This is a genomic window from Brevibacillus laterosporus LMG 15441 (genome assembly GCF_000219535.2).
In the GTDB taxonomy this organism is placed as follows: domain Bacteria; phylum Bacillota; class Bacilli; order Brevibacillales; family Brevibacillaceae; genus Brevibacillus_B; species Brevibacillus_B halotolerans.
Map to the genome: position 1 here is coordinate 5,031,825 of NZ_CP007806.1, position 22,955 is coordinate 5,054,779.

A 22,955-nucleotide genomic window follows, 5' to 3' on the forward strand; every position below is an offset into this window, starting at 1 on the left:
ACAGCCATGGATTAAATCCCGAATCATAATGGAGAATTTGAGCTTTCTATAAAAAAAGAAGACCAGTCCAAATGAATGGATGGTATTATCCCCTTACGGTAGACAGTAAAAAAAGAGTTCATGATATCATGGATTCATTACTGTTAACCGGAGGGGTTTTTTCATGCCACCAAAAAAAGGACAAGTCTTTACTCGCTATAGCGAAGAAATTAAAAAGGAAGCTGTGCGCCTACGGGTCGAAGACCAGTGGAGCTATGCCATGATCAGAAAAAAACTGGGAATTAAAAGTGATGCCCAAATCATCGCGTGGGTTCAGAAGCACCAAAACGGAGAATCATTTGTGGACTATCGGGGGCGCTGGAATAAGAAGCATTTCAGCAGCGTAGAAGAGGAAAACGCCTACCTGAAAGCGCAGGTGGAATATCTAAAAAAGCTCAATCCGAATCTTCATGGGGAGGGAAGTTGGATAAGCAAGCCCGATTTAGGACCATCGAAAAAATGAGTCAGACCTACTCCATCACGACACTATGTAAAATTGCGGAAGTATCACGTGCTGGTTACTACAAGTGGAAATCGGCTTTAGGATATCGACAGATTCAATTTGAGCTGGAAACCAATCTAAAAGAACATATTCTTGCTATTCATCGACTTCGTCCTATTTTCGGCTATAAACGCATGCGAACAGCCCTTCTCAAAGAAGGGTTCTTGGTTAACCACAAAAAGGTGCGTAGGCTTATGCGAGAGCTGGAGATTCGCTCTGTCATCCGTAAGAAACGCCCCTTTGCGGGGCGAAAACCATCCGTTGTCTTTCCGAATGTTCTCAACCGAGAATTTACAGCAGAAACGATTTTGAAGAAATTTGTAACAGACATTACCTATATTCGAGTTGGTCATGATTTTGTCTATTTATCAGTCGTTTTAGACCTTTATAACAACGAAGTTGTCGCATGGGACATGTCATCTCGCAACGATCTACAACTCGTTTTGGACACGATAAAGCATTTGAATGCACAAGGGGCCATTTTGCATTCTGATCAGGGATTCCAATACACAACAAAGTCTTACAAGATATTGCTTGAAGAGAAACAGCTCATTGGAAGCCATTCAAGAAGGGGAAATTGTTTTGATAACGCCTGCGTGGAATCGTTCTTCTCACATTTGAAAACAGAGAAACTTTACCTTGAAAAACCAGCAAGTCAAATGGAGGCTCGAAAACTGATCACGGAATATATCAATTTTTATAACCAAGAACGTTTTCAGAAAAAACTTGGCGATCTCTCCCCGGTAGAGTACCGTGAAGCGATCGCCGCATAACGAACTTACTCTTTTTTCATTGTCTACTTGACGGGGCTACTACCAGGACTAGTCCTCTTTTTTATAGGTAGGGCTCTTTGGCCACTCCTGCTTCTATTTTGTATACCTGCTCTATTTAGCTGGGACAGACGATATGTTCACCGGTTTCACATTTGGCTGCAATAGCATATAGATTGGTGTGTTGTCTATTGATTCAGCTTGTCCCTTTTCCACAAATATCGGTGTAGCATCCTCCTCTTCACTAGTAACAGGTGTTGTTACTGTAGCAGGAAGGGTCGCTGGAATAGGAGCCTGGCTTTTGGAATAAAGCATGACCCCTCCAACTGTACCTACCGTAAGCATCGCTAGCAACCCGATCACAGCCATACCCTTATTTTGGCGAAAGAATCTCGATAAAGCATTTGACGACTCACTCTCTGCCTCATGCAGTATTTCTCTAAATTCCGGGTTACGAATAGCGTACCAACGTTTTCGCCATTCTTTATCCCGTAGTCTTTTAGCGTTATCATGCAATAGATATTGCTTCAAGACGTGACGATAAGAAGGGACAAGCTTTCTATCTATCAGAAACATCCTTTGCTTTACTACCCATTGAATGAACAGATAGGTAGCTTCTTCTCCCCCATGTTGCCGAGCAAAAGTAAGCATGCTGTCAAAATCAAACGCGGTATGCGAATTCTGGGAATCGCCACGATAAAAAATAAGCGCTATCTTTGGGAAACTGCCTTCGTCTAATGGACTGCCTACCATCTTGCGAATCAGCTTCTGCTGGATTTGGATGTCAGCCGCGTCCCAATTCCGATAAAATTCTTCGGGCAAAGGCGTCCCCGTCTCTGTTTCTAAAGAAAAGACGTTCATTAGTAGTTCCAGCTTATATTCGCTCTGGGAATCTAGTGCTGTGAAAAAGCTTTGCGGTTTATGCTCAAACAACGAAACAATCTTCTTAACATCCTCCTTGGATAAGGCCTCCAAAGAAAGATGCTTCAGTAAACTTTTATCTAGCTCTTCTAACACCCTGCTCGTATAGCTACGGCCGACTTCCCACTTACCCAACGTTTGGTGAACCGACAGTGCCGCTTCTACCTTTCGTTTCTCCTCTTTAAATAAGTCCAGCAATTTTTGCTCCGTACGATTCATGAAAAAAGGATTCTGTAGAGCTTGGGAAGCATGAACAGCCCAAAAGCTCATTTCCTTGACTGCATCATCTAGTTTGGAGCAGTTTGCTAAGCGTTGAGCTACATATTCCTCAAATAAAGGCTTCACAACCTTTTCATAGCTCAAAATGGTATTCATCATAAATGTAAACAATTCATGATTACCTGAGAGTTGCTTGTATACCTGCTCAACGTACTCTGTTTGCTGAGAGCTTTTCCCTTTCAGAAGAACTTCCATCAGGTACATCACGATCTCTTTGCGGTTATCTTGATTCTTAACAACGTTATACGCTTCACAGATCAAGGTAATCAGTTCGACGGAGGGCAGGCTCTTGGATGTAACAGCCGTTTTTTCCGCCCCAAATAAAAGTCCAAACAGCGCTAATACTCTCTGTTTGTTTATTAAGCGTTCATTACGAAGGTATTGTAGGAGTACCTGCCATACGGCCGCTTTATTGCGTCCATAGACGCTCAGTTTACCTGTTTCTATCAAAAACAGCGTACACAATTCATAATACGTGGCAATGCTCAAGCCCTTAGCTGAATTCTCTCCTGCAAGAATTTCGTCAGCGAACTCGTAAAACGACTTGAGCACAACTGCTTCATTTAAGTTCGTCCACGCAAAGCTAAGATACTCATGCTCACCTTGGATATCAGCATGAAGTATCGATTTGTTTGCAAAATCAAACAGAAAATCTTTATTCATATGTCCGTTACCAGACCTAATGCTACCCTTTTCAACAAAAATAACGTGGAGATACTTTTTACTTTCTGGTTCATTTGTATAAGTAAGAAACCCAAATTGTCTACGCATCTCATAAGGCAAGCAGCCATATAAAATCTCTAATAATTGAGTAGCAGCTGTAGAGGTCTCACTGATAGCAACATCCAAGCTAATAAAGACCTTTTTCTTGGTTGATAGAGAGCTCATGGTAGCGAATAGAAGCTGTTTAAAGGCTTGTTCATCAATCCCTAACCGCGCTAAAATCTGCTTTTTATCACCAGTGCTAAGACTCTGATATGGTAAATCCTCTAACTCCGGCAACTCTTTCCCGTCTGTTTCCTCATGATGATTTACAAAGGAACTGATGCCGAAAATTTTTGCCGGCGTTTTACAAAATTCATCTCGTTGCACACTTGGGATCACATAATTATGGGTAAAGAATGTGTTCCGCTGTCCTGTAAAGTCTGCTCCTACATAAACGCTTTTCCCAATGACCATCTCGCCTGATTCAGCGCGAAAACAGAAAAGTGCCTCTGGATACTTCTCTTCCTGTGTTTCTCCCTTTTCTTGTAGCTCTTTAGGAGCATTATAGACACAAAACGGATGAAGCGTCTTCTTGATAAATGAATTGTCCAGAGAAGCAGATTTAGAGACGGTGTCGTATCCTTCGTTTGAGCGGAAAATCCCTTGCCGCCCTCGCGTATAGTACTGCTGTTGAATATGCTGCCGTCCCACTATTGCTCCCTCCCATCAATATAATCCAATTGATGTAACAGCCAAATAAATGGTTCATCTACACGAACAGGCGTCACTACGCCAGTCACCTTTTGGTTAACCGGGTTACTTCCCAGCGCAGATACAGCAAAATAAGCCGTATTTGTAAAATAAACCTCCAGTGCATCCTTAAAAGGTCGATCTACTTTTTCAATGAAGCGCCTTATCTCTCCATTGATATTTTCGAATTCACTCGTGTTCAAATACTGTTTATGAACGAAATTTCGAAACACATTGCTGTTTGATTTAATATACTCACTATCGTCTTCCTTCAGCATGTGTAGCATATCGCTTTTGGTCATTACAACAGCAGTCGGTATATTGGTTTTGCTCTGCTCCTCATATCCGATAAAGTTCTCAAATAGGGTAATGAGCACTTCACGAGGCTCATCATATCTAGCAGTAAACTCCCCTGGCTCATCGCCTACATTAAACATGATTTTATCGCGTATCGTTCTAATTTGTAGCGGATCGACAAGGAATAGAATGCCTGAGGAATTTTTCACGTGGGATGCATATAGCTCCAAATATTCACGATCTACCATTCCCTCACCCGCCACATCAAAAAACACTAGAATGAGCGGGGGTTGTTCACTATCCTTAAAAATAAACTGAAAAATAAATGGCTCCTGCCGCTTTTCCTTTTGTGTAGAGTCAAGCAATTGGCCTCTCTCAAATAAAGGAGCCTCGTAATTTTCCCGGAACTTACGACTAATCTGTGCGTTTAATGGCATGCAGGCAGCATTAAAATGATTTGCCGTTGTATTTTGCAGGGTGTGAATCAGCGATGTCATATAGACAGATTTACCTACCTGGGAGGCACCCACGATGGAAATAATATTACTTGGTGCTTTTCCGGCTGTAATCGGAAGTTCATTATGACATTTCGGGCAAAGTCTGCGTTTGGTAACCATACCGTATCGATCAGTCAGCCCTACCAAAACCTGATCAACATAAAGCTGATTTTCCTGCGGTATCGTAGCCGGGTCAATTACTGCTTCCAGCTCCTCGATCGCATCAAGACCGAATTTATCTCTATACTGGTTTAGAATCTCATCTTCCTGCAAAGCATAATTTTCGTCATCATCACGATGATGCGTGGCTCTAAATACTACCTGATCGGGGGAATATTTCGCAAAACAATAGGGACAGACAATATCATAAAAAGGAAGTCGTTCCTTGACCGGCTGTTTTTTCTCAAACATATTTTTCAAAAATGTAAACACGTTGGTTCCCTCCTATTCAGGAATCAGCTCATAGCTCTGCCCGTATTTTTTTCCGTCTGTCAAAAAGAGGCGAATGTAATCCTTTTTCTTGATCTCGATTTCAGGCATAACGTTCTCTCCTGGTTCAAGATCACGGATAAAAGCATACTGCGTGCCATCATCCTTATTCGCTGGAGGAGAGCCTTCCTTTTTCACATAGCATAAAGCTTCCTTGGGAATAAGAATCTCCGAAAAAATGCGAATCTGTAAAGTTTGATACTGACTAAACCATTTCTTCCCTCTTTTAAAGGAATAATAGATTTTAGCTTTACCGGAACTAACGTGAGCGATGTGATCCTCACCCTCCGGAATTAGCATAACCGGTCTACCATTCTGTAGCTGGCACGGAAAAATTCGATACGTATATCTTCCATATCCATCAATATATTCACGATATCCCTGATGCACCTTGTACTCCTCACGTGTATAGAGCTTCATATCCTTCTCATTGATTTGGTCAGGATGAAATGGGGTCTCAAATCGGGATTTGTACACGTAGACGCAGGGAACGGATTCTGCCCAGTACCAATTTATCACGCATTCGTTACCCTGCATGTGGGAGGTGACATCCTTAATAAGTGCAATGGATAGCTCTTCCGTTCTGCTCATTTCACATCATTCTCCTACTCTACCTATCAAACTTATTAGTACTGATCTGCTTAGCTTCCTTGTTTTTTGCCGATAAATATCTACCACCGGTAAACCGACTTTTTTCAGAGGCTAGAGCTTGGTTAGGCATAGGGATAAAAATCGTAAACAAAGGCATGACAGCAGCTAACAGCAAGTCAGCTACAAGGCGAACCCCCATAGCTGGATACATGCCAGATGCCAATCCCTTCTCAAGAATCAATCCAGCAAGAAGACCAGACACGATTCCCCCTAAAGTGAAGCCCTTGGCTATATATTTGTTATCAAAGAATAGTCCTACTGCCAAACCTAACAATGCTCCAATCACAAGCAAGCTCACGACACGAAGTATTGCATAGAAAAGGCTATGTTCCGTTGTCCCTACTCTTTCCTTTACAAGCTCACGATCCTGACGACTCATATCATAAATTTGACCGAACACACCTGTGATTTGATCTGTATGTTTAATATCGTAGTAATTACCATTGGTCTCTTCTGCAATGCGCTTCAACAACTGTGTGCCATCAGCGCTAACCGTACTCATCCCCACTGTATGAACAATGATTTGAGATTGTTTGAATGGCTGAAGAGATTTATCTAAATCCACATCACTATAGCCATCTGACATGAGAATAACCGTGTTATTACCAGAATTGTTTGTCTCCCTGTTTATATGGTTTAAAGCGGTTTGCAATGCCTCTTCTATATCAGTGCCACCAGAAGGACCCTCATGACTATTTAGCTTTTGTATAACATCATCTCTTACCTTTTGATTGCTCAAAAGCACTAAGGGCTGTAGCACGCTCGCTTGTTGATTAAAGGTGATGACCGCTACTCTTGTATTAGCATCCATTCTACGAACCACATCGGCTGCTGATTTAAACAGCTGATTATCCTTATCCGACTCCTGCATGCTGGATGAAATATCTAGTAGCATAACAATGTTATTTGAACCCGACGCCTTCTGAAAATTTGTCCCATAGAAAAATTGTAATAGCATAGCAACTACACCTAGCATGATAAAGGTACTCGGTACAAGCATCTTCCATGAGAATCCGACATAGCGCTGTCTCCAGCCCTGCCCGTTTAATCGAGGTGAAATTAATTCAGCTATTAAACACATAAGTCCAACAAATAAAGCATACTGTCCAAAATAAAGTCCCATAACCACCCACTGAGGTAGTTCATTAGACAAAAGGTTTACAATCATTTCGCCTACTACAAAGCCGATTATTCCACCTATCAAGCTACAGAAAACCATGAGCAGACTGATTTTTTTTTGACTCATGACAATTGCCCCCCTCCTTGTCGGCGAAATAAAAAGCCATTTTCCCGATAGGATTCATAATATTTCCTATTATTGCGGTAATACATGAGGTCTTCTATGCCGAAACCACCCATGAGCTTGATTTTCTCAATCCCGCTTTTGTTTGCTTCATGAATGCACCCCTGTTTATAAGTCCGCATTCCCTGCTCGGTTCGAAATACATATTGAACAAAATCATTCGTATAATCAGCAAAAAAGTATTTTTCCTCATATCTATACTTTTGCATAAATTGAAAGACTTCTATATGGACAGATGATCTGCTTTCCAACTCTAAAGCCAAATCCCTATATAGCTGCTCTCGGGTCAAAACAGTCCTGTTGTCGTAAGCCGCCGTCACATTCGCTCTTGCTAGGAGTTCATCCTCAAAGGAAAGGGAGAACGGCTCACTGGTCATAATTTCCTTACGGCACATGTCACATAGCCGCTGGATCATTTCAGTAACTCCCTTATCTAATAGGAAAGAAATGCTCCCCATGTATCTATCCTCAAAGTAAAAGCCAGTTCCTCGTTTGGCTTCTACTATTTCAATCGATTCCTGTACAACAGCTCCGTAATATTCCTCTATGTTTTTGTCTAGATAGTCTACAGCCTCTCGGATACTTTTTCGCGCCATCTCACTGACTTGTACCTTGATTTCTTCTAGCTGCATGACCTGTTGTCTTAGCTTCTGATGAATGTCCTCCAATTGTCTTTCATAATCGCTAAGAAGCTCTATCTCCATTTCCAATCCTAAAATCTCATACTTCTTTCCATAAATGACCGGGAAAAAATGCCGTATAAAATTTCGTACACGCTCTTTATCTCGTGTAAAAAGACCACCCGTTTTTATCTCTTGTCGGTCAACCCTCTGACGATAAAGATCCTCTAGCTGATCCTTGCAATACTCTAGCTGTCGAATTGTATCTTTGATTCTGGAACGCAAGACATGAGCAAGACTCTTCTTAGCATCAGATCCCGAGGTTAATTGGTAGGCAGCATATAATCCGTATTTGGGATTTTCAAGAATCTCTTCTCTAATAAGCGGAGTGAGCTTATGCTTTTGTTGAGAAGAATCTCGTTTTGAACGCGCGGCAAGCACAAAATTCGTTGCAAAAAAGGTCTGACTGCTATCCTCGAACAATGCTACCTCTGCCTCTTTAAGAGTCATGCTCGTAAGCTCTTTGTAGCTAACGCCCGAAGTCATCAAACCTGTCAACTCTTCTAATTTGCTCTCATCGGGTAAAACTGACTTCACTTTTTGTAGAATCTGCGAGTCTGTGATCTCCAGTCTCTCTAGCACTTCTGAAACATCATACGTGCCATTTTGCTTCAAACGTCCTAGAAAGTGATCATACACCTTTGCAAGTACAGTGTGTGCAATAGCGTGAGTAGGTCGCTTTACTTTGGAGAGCCCGGCTGAAGCAAATGTAGGTCGTCTTGTAACCCCGGTAATATTATGAATAAATTGTGTGCGATTATAGCTTTCACTACCTTCGTATACTTCTGATTCCACTCGTTTATTGTTGAGTAGCACGATATCGCTAATCAACTCATAATTATCTTCCTTACCGTTATCAATGAACATTCCCTGCTCATTCTTATCACTTAGGATATACACAAGTGAATAAAGCGGAGAACTAGTATGCTCCACAGCCAGCTTCACTCGATCCTCTGTCATCTGAAGATCAGCACAGAATTGGTAATCAGGCTGTTGATATTCATTTAATTCATCAAGGAAGCTAACTCCTATTGACGTAGAAAATCCAAATTCCTGGCCATTATTCTTTTCCTGCATCAAAACATACAAATCCAACGAGACATTTTTAAATAATTCACTAAGATAGCTTTTTACAAGCAGCGTAAATTCCGGTAACAGCACATTAGCAATATCATCTACTCTGGTGACTACTGCAATATTCATTTGTTGGTGATAAGTAAATAGCTTACCCATTTCTGCTACACGAACACTTACCATCTTCATCATTTTATTTAGTTCGATCAGCAATGATTCATCCTGATAAAACATGTCATAGAGAGAAGCCCGCATCGTTTTTTTATCAGCAGAAGGCTGCGGCAAGCGGCAGTTATACACATTCGCACGCTGTAGAGTCCCTTCCGAATAGGCGTGAACATAGAGCACTCCCTCGCTATTTTGCCACTTTTGTTCATTGGTAGCATAAATCGACTGAAGTGCCTCTAAGCTCTTATCACCTAAAAAGAGAAAAAGCACAGGGTTCTGAATGCTACGCTGTCCGTTCTCACTATCCAGTTGTTTTTCTAAATCCGACACATAGTGAGTTGCGAACTGTTCAATCAAATCCCTCATGCTTTTCTCCCCTAATAATTATTGTAATGTTTTGCGCATATCGTTTACTTTCGACCACACTTTTTTATAAAAACGATACATGTCTTCCCCGTTTACATAGTCATCGCGATCATACTCAAGCTCGTTCTTCGCTTCCTGAAAAGCAACAGTGATTTCCTCTAGCTTCGTTAACAATTCCTGCGTATCAACTGACGATGTCATCTGGTCGCTTCGTTTACTCGCTTTGCGTTGAAGAGCAGTCATTTGTTTACCATCCAAATTGCGATATTGATTGTAGATCGCAAACTCTACATGCTTGTTCACCTTCATCAGATTGACGAAAGGCTCCCAAGCCTCTTCTTCCTCGTCCTTATCATACACATACAAGGCGCCCTTTTTACAAATAGTACCTGTGTATAGTGCTTCAATGAAACGATTTAACAGCTCTTCCTCACCTTGAATCGATTGGATGATCTGTTCTAACTCATTGATTTTACTCTCGATGTCTTCGTATTTACGCACTTCCTGCTGAAGGAGACGAATCAGTTCTGGAGAGCGGATTAAATTTTCCTTGGCCATCTCTTCGTTGATGCTGCCAAACAAATCCTTTGTATATTCCTGCTCCAATCCCTGTTCCATAAAGCCCTTCAATTCAGCAAGACATCTCTTAATCTCCCCTGGGCTACCTTTGGATGGATCATTGTCCAGCTTGTATGTAGCCAAGAAGGCAGTGATTTCGAACGGCTTGGTAATGATACAGTCGTATCGGTTGCTTGTTTGATTTTCACTGTCTTTTTCGATGATGCATCCGAAACGAACAGCTCTGTCAAATAGCTCACGAATCCTAGCATTGTAATCTTTCACACGTACATTCAGATATGTTTCTCCCCAAGATTTCTCTGGAATAGGAGATGGTAGGTACGTCCAGTTATTCTTGTCTGATTGAACTAAGTGACGACCAACACCTTCTTTTTCAAGAATGGTTCGTTCATAGCTTTCCTCATACACTTTGAGCGGCGTATAAGCAAACAAAGGAACACCATTTTTTGTATTCAACCAGAAAATACGATTTTTTACTCCGCTCTCCTTCACTGTAAAACGCGAGCCGCTGATTGACGTATTTTGAAAGTTCTTGATCCCCTTCAAAATAGACGGAGCCTGAAGTGGCACCGAAACAAAGCCCCATGAAGGGAAATTCATATTACCCAGATTATTGCTGAGGTGGAAAACTGGAATCGCTTCTTCATCTAATTTACTAGCTATTTTTCGTTCTACGATACGATCCAGCGTTTCGTCCTGCCCGTATTTCATCAGCAAAAACTCTTCCATCGACGTTGTAATCAGATGGCTGAACTTATCGGATAAAAAGTCTGAAATAGCACCGACGATATCTACTTCTGTTTCCTTGATCCAGTGATCGGAGCGCTTCAGCAATTCAGCAGTGAAATCACGTATTAAATCATCTGTATCCTTTTCATCAATGGTGTTTGCTATAACCTTCGCAATATCAGGTACGCTCACAATATTCCAGTAATACGTTTTATTTCCGGTACGATCCATCTCCTCCCCACCGTTGATGAGGATGTCACCGTTCTTTTCAAAAATTTGGTTGAGCGTATTTAAAATCTCCGTAAATACACTGTAAATCCGATTGTTTTCATCACTTAATCGACGATATAGCTCCTCGTAGAACTCGATCATTTGCTCTAGCTTTTCATGATCTGCAAGAAGCTGGTATTCAGTGATTTTTGCTTCCAAATAGCTATTTTTCTTCTTTTCCTTTGAGATAAAGGCACTGCGAGCATCACCTAGCTTCTCATTAGCTGTTTCGCGCGCTCCCTCAATTTCTCTTGGGAAGCTCTCCAGGTTTAGTTTTAAGCTCTCGATATAAGAGAGTATCATTTTAAGCAAGGAAAAGCCCTTATCGGAATGAATCAGACTCGAAGCAAAAAACGGCCCTTGCTGTGCATGTAAAAATACTCTTGTAATCATTTCACCAAATGTAGTGGTCAGCTCGCCTGGAAGCTGTTTTTTACATTTGATATATTCCTCTCTCGCTTTAGCCAGATAGCCCTGCTCCAGCTCATGATCGATACTTACGACCTGTTGGCTAATGACATTGCTATAGCTGAGACGCTCACTATTTTCATAGCCTGGAATTGGTTCTGGAACACGCTCCTCAAATCTCTTGGAAATCGAGTCGATATCGATGCTTAATTTGCGAGCAAATTTTTCTACATCCTCCTGTGTAGGAGCGGCGATAAACATATTCTCCATCTTTTTAAACAATCGGTATGCCAAATATGTAGTCATCTCTTCAATCGGCAGTACCGCAGACGAAGCACCTATGACGTTATATTGGTAGTTAGCCGCATATGCTTTTGGCATCTGATTAATGTTGGTACGAATATTACTAATATAATCATGAATCGCAAACTCTTCGCCCGACCGTTTTTCTTCACTTGCCATGAAGTTGGTAATATTCTCAGCCGTAACATTCATGCAGTAATCGTAGGCATTTTCTAATGCTTTACCCTCAAGATTTGTTGCCGAAATAAGGTGGCACAAATTGAATGGAGGCATTGGGGAAGAGACATGTAAGGCGTTGCCATATTGCTGCTTAAAGCGATCCATACGTTCGTCTGCATTCATCCAATAATCCAGCTCTTTTAACGCAGCATAACCATTTTTCATGATGTAATCGCGCGTATGCGAGCTGAGGCTTTTATTCGACAAGTTAACATCTGGTGTAAACAGATAGCCAAGCGAGTTAACCTTATCGACTCCTGCACTGCCAAATTCTCGTTCTAAAATACCGCGAACAATATAGGCAATATCCATGAAGCAGCCACTACCGGTTCCGCCTGAGATACCCGTTAAGATAAATACGATCAGCTTTTTATTGGTGCCCTCGGTAAGCATCTTAATCTTTTTCTCAAGGGTTTGGACGACCTGCGTAATTTTAGTAAATAACAGCAACCGCCCCGCCTGTCTAACTCCTGATGCTCCACTGATTCCATCTGTGATTGTCAGCTCAGGTGAAAGCCAATCCGTAATGTATGGTTCTAAAATGCTTCTATTCTGCAATACTCCGCCAATCTCCGGATTAGAAAGCAACACAAATTCCGAAATAGGATCAAGCCCAATACCCTTGTAACGTTTGTTGCGATCATGCTCATTTGTTTCAAAGGCGACAAACTCAATATTATCCGGTTTTTCCTTCCGTTTTTTCGATAAAGAATCCACCGGTAGCTTGAAACGTCTGTTTACCTGATATTTTAAACGGAGCAACGCATCAATCCCCGTTCCACCTAAACCAATAACAAGCATCGGGTTATCAATCGTATCTACACGAATCTTCTCACTTACGATTCCCCCGCCTAAAGATACATCCAACTGCTGAATATGTTCTCTCACAACTGCTCTCATATAATCGATCCTCTCCTAGATGATGTAGTCAATAAAGACTGATTTGTTTACACCAGAAAGGGATACCTTGATTCGATCGTTCTTTTTTAATTCCCTTCCTTTACTTGCATCTAGTACTCTTCCAGCCTTTTCAATCTGACAATCAGATTTGTTTTGAATGATAAGCGTGTCATTTTTGCCTGGTAGAAAAATGATTTTGTCTGTCTCCTGAAACTCTGGGGCAAGCTGCAACAATTGATGCAATTTAACCTTTCCTTTAAAGGCATTTAGTTTTTTATACTGTGGACTCGACTTTTCGCCTGTATCCTCATTGATAATTTCGATAGCCATTTGTCCCATAAATCCTTTGTTTGCCTTTTTCCACATGGACAGTACATATAACGCAATCGCAATAAGTAAAATCAGACCCGAAGTACCACCAATCGTCATGACCCACGGAAAAGGCTTTTCTTCTCCTGTTGGGGCAGTTGGAGGTTGCTGTGACCCCGTTGCCCCTGCATTTGCTGCATTCACAGTAACAGGCTGTGTTTCTCGATAAAAGCTGCTATCCTCTGCTTTCACCTTAATCTCGTATTGATGGGAAGCTGGGATAGTAAAGGTTCCTGTAAATCCACTACCTGTATTCGTTAGTTCCATTTCACTTGTTTTGTTGTCTGTTACATCGTTCACGAGCAGCTTTGCCTTCATGCTTTTGTAAAGATCAGTGCTAGTCATTTTTTGTCCATTACTAACTAGTTCTGCTTTAATTTGGATATCATCGCCAGCTTTATATGTCTTAGCAGGGATCGGTTCCATTGCGAGCTGCACGTCATAGTTAAAGATCATGTTGATATCAATCTTATCCTTGGCTGCTCCTTTGACCTGTAGCTTCCAATCTCCCTGCTGGGGTTTTAGCATTTTAATCATGGAATATGCATTTGATTTCGAGAAATGAACCTGATTAGACGGAACCGGTACTGCCTTGCCAGATGGATCAAACAGCTTTACCTGTACAGCATTCTTCGACATGATCGAAATATTTGCTTCCAATACATTGGTGTTAGGTATCGAGATTGTTACGTCCTGAAAGGCTCCGTTTGAAGTCATGCTTTTCACAGGAACAACCTTCAGCTTCAGATGATTAGCAAAAATCTCGCTTAGAATTTGGGGTAACTTGTCAGCCGTACTTGTTTCAAAGAACTTGCCATTCGTTTCTGTCGCGATCTGTTGCAAAGTTGTTCTGTTCAATTGTCCATCAGCATTAAGTCCTATCGTATAGATAGGGTACCCTTTGCTTTTGGCCATTTGTACCGCATCCTGCAATTTTTGATCAGACATCTGCTGCGTGCGATTGGAGTCCTTATTTAAAAAGTTGTTTCCATCTGCTAACAGCACAACGATAGGAGAATGCGTCGGGTCATGTCCTGCATCTAAAATTTTTACTGCTTCATCGACCCCTACAGAAATATCTGTGTAAGCACCTTTTTGTAAGCTATCAATAAAAGCTTTGATTTGCTGCTTATCTTGATCGGATTTAACCTCAATCAGTGCCTTTTCGCGCTCAATTTTATCCGTATATGCGATGACCCCGATCTTATTCCCCTGAATAGAGGTCATATCCACAAACATTTTCATTGCTTCGTTACTTACTTTGTTTTTATCACTTTGGGTCATGGAATTGCTGACGTCTACAACCAACACAGCGTCCATTTTATCTCCACCGGTCTGTGCAAAACCAAACGTGGCACCTGTGGTTAGAGAAGTCAACAGAAGTCCCACGCACAATATATGCTGAAAAAACCTCTTACATTGAAGCATGCTATTGAACCTCCGCTACTTAATTTTTTTGTTAAAAATATCCATGTTTTTGAACAACTATTGCAAAGAATGTGACTATATGACAAGATTACCACTATATTTTACAATTAAAAAGAGAAAAGCCATGTAACATCCATATAACGTTATACGGACGTATGTACTATTATGTTACATATTTCGACATTGATATTTGGAGAATGATAGATGATAACTTATATCTTTTTAGCTATTTCTTTGGTACTACTGGGCTATCGTTTCACTCAACTATGGCTATTTAAACGAAAAAGTAAAACAGAAGCTGAGATAGATCAGTATCTTCATGCGCTGTTAAATAACGAAGGTGAGCAAAAATGAAGACAAAAACTGGTGTTCAATTCAGAAAGACTGTCAAAACAACTCATGCCTTTGAACGTTTAAAATATTGTCCAAAATGTCATTCCTATTCTGTGCTGTGGGATACGGAATGCCCTTTTTGCGAAAAAAACGTAACACTCCTACCTATCCGCGCTGTCTCAGCAGCCACTACCAGACGACACGTTCAAATTCGCTTTCTTTGGATCGGTCTCTTTGTCTGTCTCGCAGCTATTTTTGCTGATACGACAATGAATTTGGTACTTGCGTGTAGTGGAGGCGTTCTTCTCTTTTTGCTCTTTTGGCTCATGCAGAAGCGGTATGGCTCCTACGAACAAAAGGTTCATTTTGAACAATTCATCAAAACAGAGCAGGAAAATATTAAAAATGCTCTCTATCAACAGCTAGAGGATATTGATGCTGATGTTAAGGCAAAAAAATATAAAGATGCCTATGAAAAAATCAGGGAAGTTGGCTACTTTATCGACTCTGATTTGGTAAAAATCCTCAAGGTCAAATATCTCAATCACTTTGTACTTCGTAAGGACATGGAATTGGAGTTAGATACGCTGATCCCATCTGATTACAATTATCATTTTATTGCCTATCTTCATGAGGTACTAAAAGTCCAACCATGGTTAGTAAAACAAACTGTTGTAGATTATGTTATTTCAAATAAATCGTATATTCTTCAGGAAAGTAATGGTACGCAAATCCTCGGTCAGGTGGCAGGGGCATCTTTACGAGTACGAGCTCATATAGATCACTATCAGGATTTTATTATTGAGTTCATAGAATATTTACCTAAGGAGCGTTTGATTCGTTTAGCTAAAATGGTTAGTGCCCACCAAAATAGTCAGTGGGCCAAATTATATGAAGCTACCAAGAGACACGTGGATCAGCACTACTCGTTTGATCCCGATCTGAAAGGATTGCTATGAAGAAATTTATTAGCAAACTACTCCCTGCCTATCAACGATCACTTTGGATACGAAATATCCTACTAATTTTATTCCTGTTGTCTTTAATAGCCATGGGTGTCAAGATTAGATATAGCCTGAAAAAAATCAATTTATATGAAGAAGCCAAAAAGCACTACCAGGAAAGAAATCTGCTTGCGGCCGAAGAAAGCTTCGCGAAAGCACAAGCCATTACTACTATCAGCTATGGTGATGAGGCATGGAATAAGCCATTATCTGCATTGCGTTCCATTCGCCAACAGCTAGAATCCATCTCTGAGCAGATTCATGCTACCGCAGGAGAGAATCAGGTAGGAGATATACTAGAGCTGTATACAACCTACCACACCTTTAAACAGCACGCTCAGCAAGAAGAACAGCTATTCGTCGATTTTTTCACACAAGTTTCTGAAGAGCATGCAATCGAAGCTACTTTAAAAAATTACTTTCTTGCAATGAAAAAGACCTATACTACATCTATGCAGGAAAACCTGACCCAGCAAAATTATCGTGATGAACGCTTTGTTCATTCTTTGGTCGCTATTCCAGATGAATTTTTTGGTGGGGAAAAACAGAAGAAGCAGGAACTCATTTCCCTTTTTCGTTCCTATGATCAAAAAAAATAATAGGGATGTAACAAACAGAAGTACCTTCGACCAGGTAATTCAATCAGCCTCCAGAAGCTTACATGCCTATAAGCAAGTAGATATACAAGGTGATTGGTTACTTGCTTTACTAGAAAAGTATGCTAGCTCCCAGATCAAACGCTCGATTCGCAATAAGGACCTAGACACATTTATCATGCAGGCAAAGGCTTACCGTCAGATTAGTGACGTGCTGCCTGCTGATTCGGAGTCCATCAGCCTTCTTGATCAACATCTCGCCTCTCAGCTAAAGCAAGCGGAGCGTTACACAAAAGCAAACCAGTTTGAAAAGGCACGTGACCTGTATCAAAAGCTAAGCGATCTTCAGGATACATCCAAGCTCGTAACAGAATTAGAAGACCGCTGGATCAAGTATGATCCAATTCGCCTATTGAAAGAAAAATATCCAGATAAATCGTTTGGATTCGTCCTCACAGGAGAGAAGCGTTGGGGGTCTGTCGTTTATACAGCCGGTATTTCAGAGGAAGATCAACATCTTCATTTGGCAGCAAAAATGCCGGATGATCATTCTGTTCTGTACTTAGAGGGATCTTTTCATACGGACACAAAGCTCAAAAATCTCAATATCTCAGATACATTGATTAGTAAAGAAACCCCCATCCTCATTGTGGAAACAACGGGTAAAAACCGTCTCTCTACATACTATGGATTTGTTCCCGATTTATCCAAAAAAGATTGGGTGAAGCTATTTGAGGTAGAGGCAGATGGATTTACAGTGGAAGGCACAGGCTCCGTCATTCTAGAAAATGCCGAGGGCAAAGGGGAAAAGGAAATAGCAGCCTTTAAGCTAGAGGATAATGGTCTTGTCTATGAGGAAAAGATAAGGGATTATCTATCACCGTCCCCCGAAACTGAGCCTGATGTAGATTCAGATACAGTAACAGATGAGAAAGCCGCGTCGGGAGCAGAAGAAACCACCCCACACGATAATGAACCAGCCTTTCCTTCCAAAAATGACGAGAGGGGAAATGGCTCGTCCGAGGATTCCATCAAGGTTTATGCAGGCCCAGGTGAAGAATATGGTGTAATTGGCCAGATTAAAAAGGGTAGCCCAATTGAGGGCATAGCTGATCAAAACGGTTGGTACCAAATCCAATTTAATGGAAATTCTGGCTGGGTTCGTTCTGACCCTTCACCGTAAGCGAGTACCCATAGACAACAAAGCAATTTGAAGCCCTACTAACAAACAAGCTGGCAGAACTAAGATTCCGCCAGCTTGTTTTTGTATCTACCTTTTTTGTTCCTACCTGTATAGATAAGGTTATTAGTTTTGAATTTTAAATTGAGATAATAGCTTCTCAAGTTCCTTAACTGTCTCATTCATTTTCATAGAATGATTAGCCATTTCATTTGTAGAAGCCGATTGGTCTTGAATTGATTGTACCGTTTCATTTGTAGACCCGGCTACTTGGGTAGCAGTAGAAGATATTTCTGCTAACGACGCATTTATTTCTTCGGTTCCTGCTGACATTTCTTCGGTTGTTGCAGATACCTCTTGAATTTGATACGTGATTTCATTTATTTCTTCCACAATAGTATTGAAGGCTTTTCCTGCCTCATTGGCTGTAATAATTCCTTGTTTTGCCTCTTGCTGTCCTTTCTCCATGACATGAACAGCATCCTTCGAATCCTGCTGGATATAGGTAATCAAATGATTGATTTCACTTGCCGATTGCTTGGATTCCTCAGCTAGCTTTCTCACCTCGTCTGCAACTACAGAGAAACCTCTTCCAAATTCACCGGCACGCGCCGCCTCAATCGCCGCATTTAGCGCCAATAGATTTGTCTGTTCAGCAATATCGGTAATAGACAACAAAGCTTTATCAATTTGCTGTGTATTTTCCAGCAAACGGCCTATAACTGCCGATGTTTCCTCTACAGAATTATGAATCGTATCCATTTGTGTAATGAATTGCTGCACTACCTGACTGCCCTCTCTCGCCTGTTCCACTGTAGTGATTGCTAATTCAGCAACAGTAGAAGAAGATTCGGCCACTCGCTGTACTCCGGTCGACATTTCATCCATGGCCTTAGCACTTTCCTGAATACTTAACATTTGTCCTTGGACTTGTTGGTTCATTTCATCAATGGTAACTACAGCGTTACTAGAGATAGCAGAAACATTTTGTGTTTCGTGTAGCATATTGTCTGTTGAAACCATTACGGTGTTTGTTGCTGCTTGAACTTTTCCCATCAACTGCTGAAGATTTTCTAGCATTTTATTGAAAGAGGAGACGATGCTTCCCATCTCATCTTTTGATTCATAGGAGGTGCGAATGGTTAAATCTCCTTGAGCTACTTGTTTCATATCTGCTTCTAGTAGATCAATAGGATGCTTAATCGATTTACTGATAATATAGCCTATCATACTAATAAAGATAACAACTAGTAAGGCTACAATACCAAACATAAGTATAGTAAAATTGGCCTCCTGATAATTTTCAGTTTGGATTTTATCTGCTTTTTCTTGCAAGTAGGTCAGTAATTTTTGAAGAGAAACAATGGCATCTGTTCGAGAAGGCTGAAGCTCGGCTAGGTAATACGTATACGCTTCTGCATTTTTATTTTGACTAGCCAATGAAATCGCTTTGCTTGTAAGTTCACGCAGATTGTTAAAGCTAGTACTAAATCCTTCGTATAATTCCTTTTCTTCCACTGGAATACGAGTGCTTTCCAATTTTTTGATTAAATCATCATTCTCTACGCGTAATTCCTTGATGATTTTATCAAGTTCGTTGTTCCTTTTTTCATCAGTGGTAATCATATATTCCACAACATTCATATGAACCCTAAAAAAATTCGATTCTAAATCTCCTAACCACTGAATAGGAAGTAAACAATCCTCATACATGCTTAAGGCAGCTTCGTCCCCTTTTTTTAATCCGTTGTACCCTAATGACGATAAAGCTACAAAAGATAAGATAGACGTTAGAATGATGAGTAATAATTTCGTTCTTATTTTTAAGTTTTGAAATATCCGCATGGGGTTCTCCTTATTTGTAGAATTTTCTAATTGAATTATATAATGCTCCAAGCTGAAAACGATACTTATTTTGAAAAAAATGTTGGATTTTGTCGAAAAAAATCAAATTATGTCGATAAATATATTTTTTATCGAAATATTAAGATTAGACATATAATAAGACACCTCTGTTCCATATTAAAATTGGAATACTGCCCAACCCTTCTCTTTTTATTATCGAACTTTTTATACGAAACATTTATTCTATCCAACACTTCCTTACTGATTGAGGTTTATATATAGGCATAATGCATGTAAACCTAATAGCTTTTTTGCTATTAGGCCTATCTGTTATCATTCTTTATCTAATTGTCTGTCTTAGTATCACTAATGAGAGAGCGCTCGTCAGTATTTATCCATTTGTGGGTATGTTCGAATATTTTCATGAATGCTTACGGTTTATCTTGCAATCTTTTAGTAGTAAAAAGTACCAATAAACAGTCTCAACTACTGCAATTGCTCCAAAGATTGCCCAAATTTCCCCTAACAAAAGCTTTCTAAAGAAAAATTCAATCTCATTACCATATCCCCTTGTCAATGCATGTAAAAAGAAAACAATTGGTGCTAGAACGGAGAAAATAAGCGTAACGGCTGAAAAAAGTGTATGCTTTTTCTTAATCATGCAAACAATTGTAAGAATGATAGTCATTAAAATGAATAGGTAATAAAGAATCCAAAACCAAAGTGGCATTGTTCCCATGCGTTTTGCTCCCTTCCTAATTATTCACAATCCACGATATGTCGAATCATTCAGTAAAATGACTCATATTAAAAGCTTTAACGGTTTTCGCGATAATATTGCCTATTTCATAATCATAAAATCTTGAACCTTGATGTCTTCCTTAGGGAGAATACATAATTGTTCAATTCTTACTGTCATTATATCAATAATACAGAATTTTCCTACCCTTTAATAACCAATTCTAAGGTAACAGGTAATACGCTTTTTCTCGGACTGAGCTTCATCTCAATTCGTAACATTTTTTTAAAACGTCGATAAGGTGGATTACCCACTTTCTGTGTAATCGAAATATCACTCTGTAAGATTCAATCAAAAAAATGGACAGGCTATTTTTCCTGTCCATTTCCCTGCTTATACACAGCTCACTATTATTTTTCTTGCCTCCATTATTTTTCTCGCAATCATTATTTCTCATTTATCTTCTTTTGGCATTGGCAATGGTACTCTCCAATCCAGGTCATAGCTCTTTTCTGCCAGTTCGGATGTAAGGCTGATCTTTTGCGGAAGTTCTTTCATTTCATAACTTTGCAATTTTATTCGGATATGGTTTCTGCCTTGTTCGTCCTTTCCTAACCTTTTAAAATCTCCGCCTGTTACATTGTATATTTTGCCCTTCTCATCTTTTATCGTCCAATCAAAGTGATTAATAATTTTATCGGTATCATCATCCACTAAAATTGTACTTGGTATTTGAACAATATCCTTTACATAAGCCTCTAGTGTAATCGTAGCATGCTTTTCATCCTTGGGAGATGCTTCATTTTGAGGTTTGTCAAAGGTTACTGACTTAATCTCAATCGTTTTGCCATCCTGATCTACTCTTACAGGTTTATCGCCAAGCTGCTTCGGCTCAAATGATATGTCCAGCTTATACGGTTCTGTTTTTACTAAGGAGTCCAATACCAGTGTATATTGATGATCAGGAGACAGAGGAGCAAATCCATACTTCCGGATAGAATGACCATATTTATCTAGATACTTGCGAGGAGTAGCAATCTCCCTATTTAGGTCCTTTATTTTCTCTCCCTTTTCATTTTCAACATGAAAATTCAGCTTATAATCATCATAGCGAACATAAGGGGGAGCTGAAGCTATTTTTCCTTTCACTTGTTTGCTTTCCTGCACTAATCTTTTCTTTGCCTCTTCCGTCCATTTTGTTTCATATTCGACACGCGCAGCAGTCGGTGAATACATCACGCTGTTTAAATTGATTTGCAATCCCTGCGGTGTTGTATACGTCCCATTCATTGGTAGCACCTTTGAAGCCGTAATTGATTTTTCTAAATCAAAAGGAATCTGTAAGGACCAGTCCCCTTTAACAGAGGCAATTTCTCTACCCTTGACTTGCAGTAAAAGCTTCTGTTGTTTTTCCACCACTGGATTTTTCAGAGTGATATAGCCGTATTGACTATCATCGTCATATCCTAATGTAAATAATTCGCTAGATACTCTCTTAAATGGATTCCCTTTCAAATCAGTTACTTCTACATTCCCTAGATCTATCTTATCCGGATGAATAACGTTATTCTGCTGATCCTTGACCGAATATACGGCCACAATTCTCATTGGGTCGGCCAATATCTCCTTTATTTCAAGAGTATAGCCCTGATCCGTAACAGAGGCGTTTACCTTCTGTGAAAAGCCCTCCTCTGCTGCATTTTGTAGCTCTTTATCAGAACTGCCTTCAAATAACGATTTTACATAGGCTGCAAATGTGGGCGATACATATGAACCCACCGAAACCGTTAAAAGCAGGGCGCAGCTAATTGAGACTGGCAAAATCAAAGGGCCTAGCAGACGCGACCTTTTTCTTTTATAGGCCACAGCCCGGTCAGGCATTACAAAAGCAGGCTGATCCAACTCTCCAGCTACCTTTTTTAGAGTCTGTGCAATCTGTTTATCTAGATTAGTCATGCATGATCACTCCTATCTCGGTCATTACCTGTGTTTCTTTTTCAGCCTGTATTTTCTCAGCGATTAGCTTTCTGGCCTTATGCAGCCTTGATTTTACCGTACCCTCAAACACACCAAGGATTTTTGCAATTTCAGCTACACTAAACTGTTCATAATAGTAAAGAATAACAGCAGAGCGATGCTTCGGCGTCATCGACTGGATCGCTCGCCAAATCTGTTGCTCTTGCTCCTTTTGCAGAATACTCTCCAATGGATTTTGGTCAGGATCAATGGAGTCTGCGTATTCTTCCGTTTTTTTCTTTCTACGCACCATATTAAGCGCCCGATGTGTCACAATTTTCATAAACCAAGCTCGAAACGATGTCCCTTTTCGTTCATCATAGCGATAAAGTGATTGATACGCCTCCCATAGTGCTTCTTGAACAGCATCCTGAGCAAAATGGTAATCATGAACGATTAAAAAAGCGACTCGAAATGCCGTAGGTAAGTGAGGCTGAACAAGTGCTTCAAAGCCCACTGGACCCCCTTCTCCAGTTATTGGAGAATAATGATTTTCCTCCACATAAAAAACCTCCTCGTTTTCCCTGTCACTCCTTATTCACCAGT

At 40.4% G+C, this 22,955-nt stretch carries 16 protein-coding genes; 5 read left to right on the plus strand and 11 right to left on the minus strand.

Annotation, left to right across the window (positions count from 1 at the left end; all coding sequences use genetic code 11):
* Positions 1–163 precede the first annotated feature (163 nt).
* Positions 164–1,314 (plus strand): IS3 family transposase gene (locus BRLA_RS22185; protein WP_119912828.1). Its coding sequence is split into 2 segments (ribosomal slippage): positions 164–425 and positions 425–1,314, totalling 1,152 coding nucleotides; the frame shifts between segments, so codons are not numbered across the junction.
* A 111-nt stretch (positions 1,315–1,425) separates the two neighbouring features.
* On the opposite strand, the gene BRLA_RS22190 is transcribed toward BRLA_RS22185, so the two are convergent.
* Genes BRLA_RS22190 through BRLA_RS22220 form a run of 7 tightly spaced genes read right to left on the minus strand, consistent with a single transcriptional unit; the run spans position 1,426 to position 14,696 of the window.
* Positions 1,426–3,927, minus strand: coding sequence for a GAP1-N2 domain-containing protein (locus BRLA_RS22190; RefSeq protein ID WP_003334069.1), 2,502 nt, complete (start codon positions 3,925–3,927; stop codon positions 1,426–1,428).
* Entirely contained in the window at positions 3,927–5,192 is a 1,266-nt protein-coding gene (locus BRLA_RS22195; RefSeq protein ID WP_003334068.1) for a TRAFAC clade GTPase domain-containing protein, read from the minus strand. Before BRLA_RS22195 ends, BRLA_RS22190 begins: the two co-directional genes overlap by 1 nt.
* 12 nt (positions 5,193–5,204) lie before the next feature.
* The gene (locus BRLA_RS22200; protein ID WP_003334067.1) at positions 5,205–5,840 is read right to left on the minus strand and encodes a hypothetical protein; all 636 of its coding nucleotides are present in this window, start codon (positions 5,838–5,840) and stop codon (positions 5,205–5,207) included.
* Between the two features lie 19 nt (positions 5,841–5,859).
* Positions 5,860–7,146, minus strand: coding sequence for a vWA domain-containing protein (locus BRLA_RS22205; protein WP_003334066.1), 1,287 nt, complete (start codon positions 7,144–7,146; stop codon positions 5,860–5,862).
* Positions 7,143–9,491: a hypothetical protein gene (locus BRLA_RS22210; protein ID WP_003334064.1), complete on the minus strand. Its 2,349-nt coding sequence runs from the start codon at positions 9,489–9,491 to the stop codon at positions 7,143–7,145. The genes BRLA_RS22205 and BRLA_RS22210 overlap by 4 nt, the downstream gene beginning before the upstream one ends.
* 18 nt (positions 9,492–9,509) lie before the next feature.
* Positions 9,510–12,899 (minus strand): tubulin-like doman-containing protein, encoded by a 3,390-nt coding sequence (locus tag BRLA_RS22215; protein ID WP_003334063.1) that lies wholly within the window; start codon positions 12,897–12,899, stop codon positions 9,510–9,512.
* Positions 12,900–12,914: 15 nt separating this feature from the next.
* Entirely contained in the window at positions 12,915–14,696 is a 1,782-nt protein-coding gene (locus BRLA_RS22220; RefSeq protein ID WP_003334062.1) for a vWA domain-containing protein, read from the minus strand.
* Between the two features lie 204 nt (positions 14,697–14,900).
* On the opposite strand from BRLA_RS22220, the gene BRLA_RS24425 reads away from it, so the two are divergent.
* Genes BRLA_RS24425 through BRLA_RS22230 form a run of 4 tightly spaced genes read left to right on the plus strand, consistent with a single transcriptional unit; the run spans position 14,901 to position 17,812 of the window.
* The gene (locus tag BRLA_RS24425) at positions 14,901–15,050 is read left to right on the plus strand and encodes a hypothetical protein (RefSeq protein ID WP_003334061.1); all 150 of its coding nucleotides are present in this window, start codon (positions 14,901–14,903) and stop codon (positions 15,048–15,050) included.
* Positions 15,047–15,988, plus strand: coding sequence for a hypothetical protein (locus tag BRLA_RS22225; RefSeq protein WP_003334060.1), 942 nt, complete (start codon positions 15,047–15,049; stop codon positions 15,986–15,988). Before BRLA_RS24425 ends, BRLA_RS22225 begins: the two co-directional genes overlap by 4 nt.
* Complete coding sequence (locus tag BRLA_RS24920) at positions 15,985–16,632, plus strand: hypothetical protein (protein ID WP_238547455.1); 648 nt, start codon at positions 15,985–15,987, stop codon at positions 16,630–16,632. Before BRLA_RS22225 ends, BRLA_RS24920 begins: the two co-directional genes overlap by 4 nt.
* Positions 16,556–17,812 carry an SH3 domain-containing protein gene (locus tag BRLA_RS22230; protein WP_238547456.1) on the plus strand — a complete coding sequence of 419 codons (1,257 nt, stop codon included), beginning with the start codon at positions 16,556–16,558 and terminating at the stop codon, positions 17,810–17,812. The genes BRLA_RS24920 and BRLA_RS22230 overlap by 77 nt, the downstream gene beginning before the upstream one ends.
* 123 nt (positions 17,813–17,935) lie before the next feature.
* Here the strand turns inward: BRLA_RS22230 and BRLA_RS22235 are convergent, their stop codons facing one another.
* From BRLA_RS22235 to BRLA_RS22250, 4 genes are all read right to left on the minus strand, one after another.
* Positions 17,936–19,654: a methyl-accepting chemotaxis protein gene (locus BRLA_RS22235; protein ID WP_003334057.1), complete on the minus strand. Its 1,719-nt coding sequence runs from the start codon at positions 19,652–19,654 to the stop codon at positions 17,936–17,938.
* A gap of 421 nt (positions 19,655–20,075) precedes the next feature.
* Positions 20,076–20,393, minus strand: a complete 318-nt coding sequence (locus BRLA_RS22240; RefSeq protein ID WP_041752439.1) for a hypothetical protein — start codon at positions 20,391–20,393, stop codon at positions 20,076–20,078.
* A gap of 453 nt (positions 20,394–20,846) precedes the next feature.
* Positions 20,847–22,349 carry a DUF4179 domain-containing protein gene (locus BRLA_RS22245; protein ID WP_003334055.1) on the minus strand — a complete coding sequence of 501 codons (1,503 nt, stop codon included), beginning with the start codon at positions 22,347–22,349 and terminating at the stop codon, positions 20,847–20,849.
* Positions 22,342–22,911: an RNA polymerase sigma factor gene (locus BRLA_RS22250; protein WP_003334054.1), complete on the minus strand. Its 570-nt coding sequence runs from the start codon at positions 22,909–22,911 to the stop codon at positions 22,342–22,344. Before BRLA_RS22250 ends, BRLA_RS22245 begins: the two co-directional genes overlap by 8 nt.
* Between the last annotated feature and the right edge of the window lie 44 nt (positions 22,912–22,955).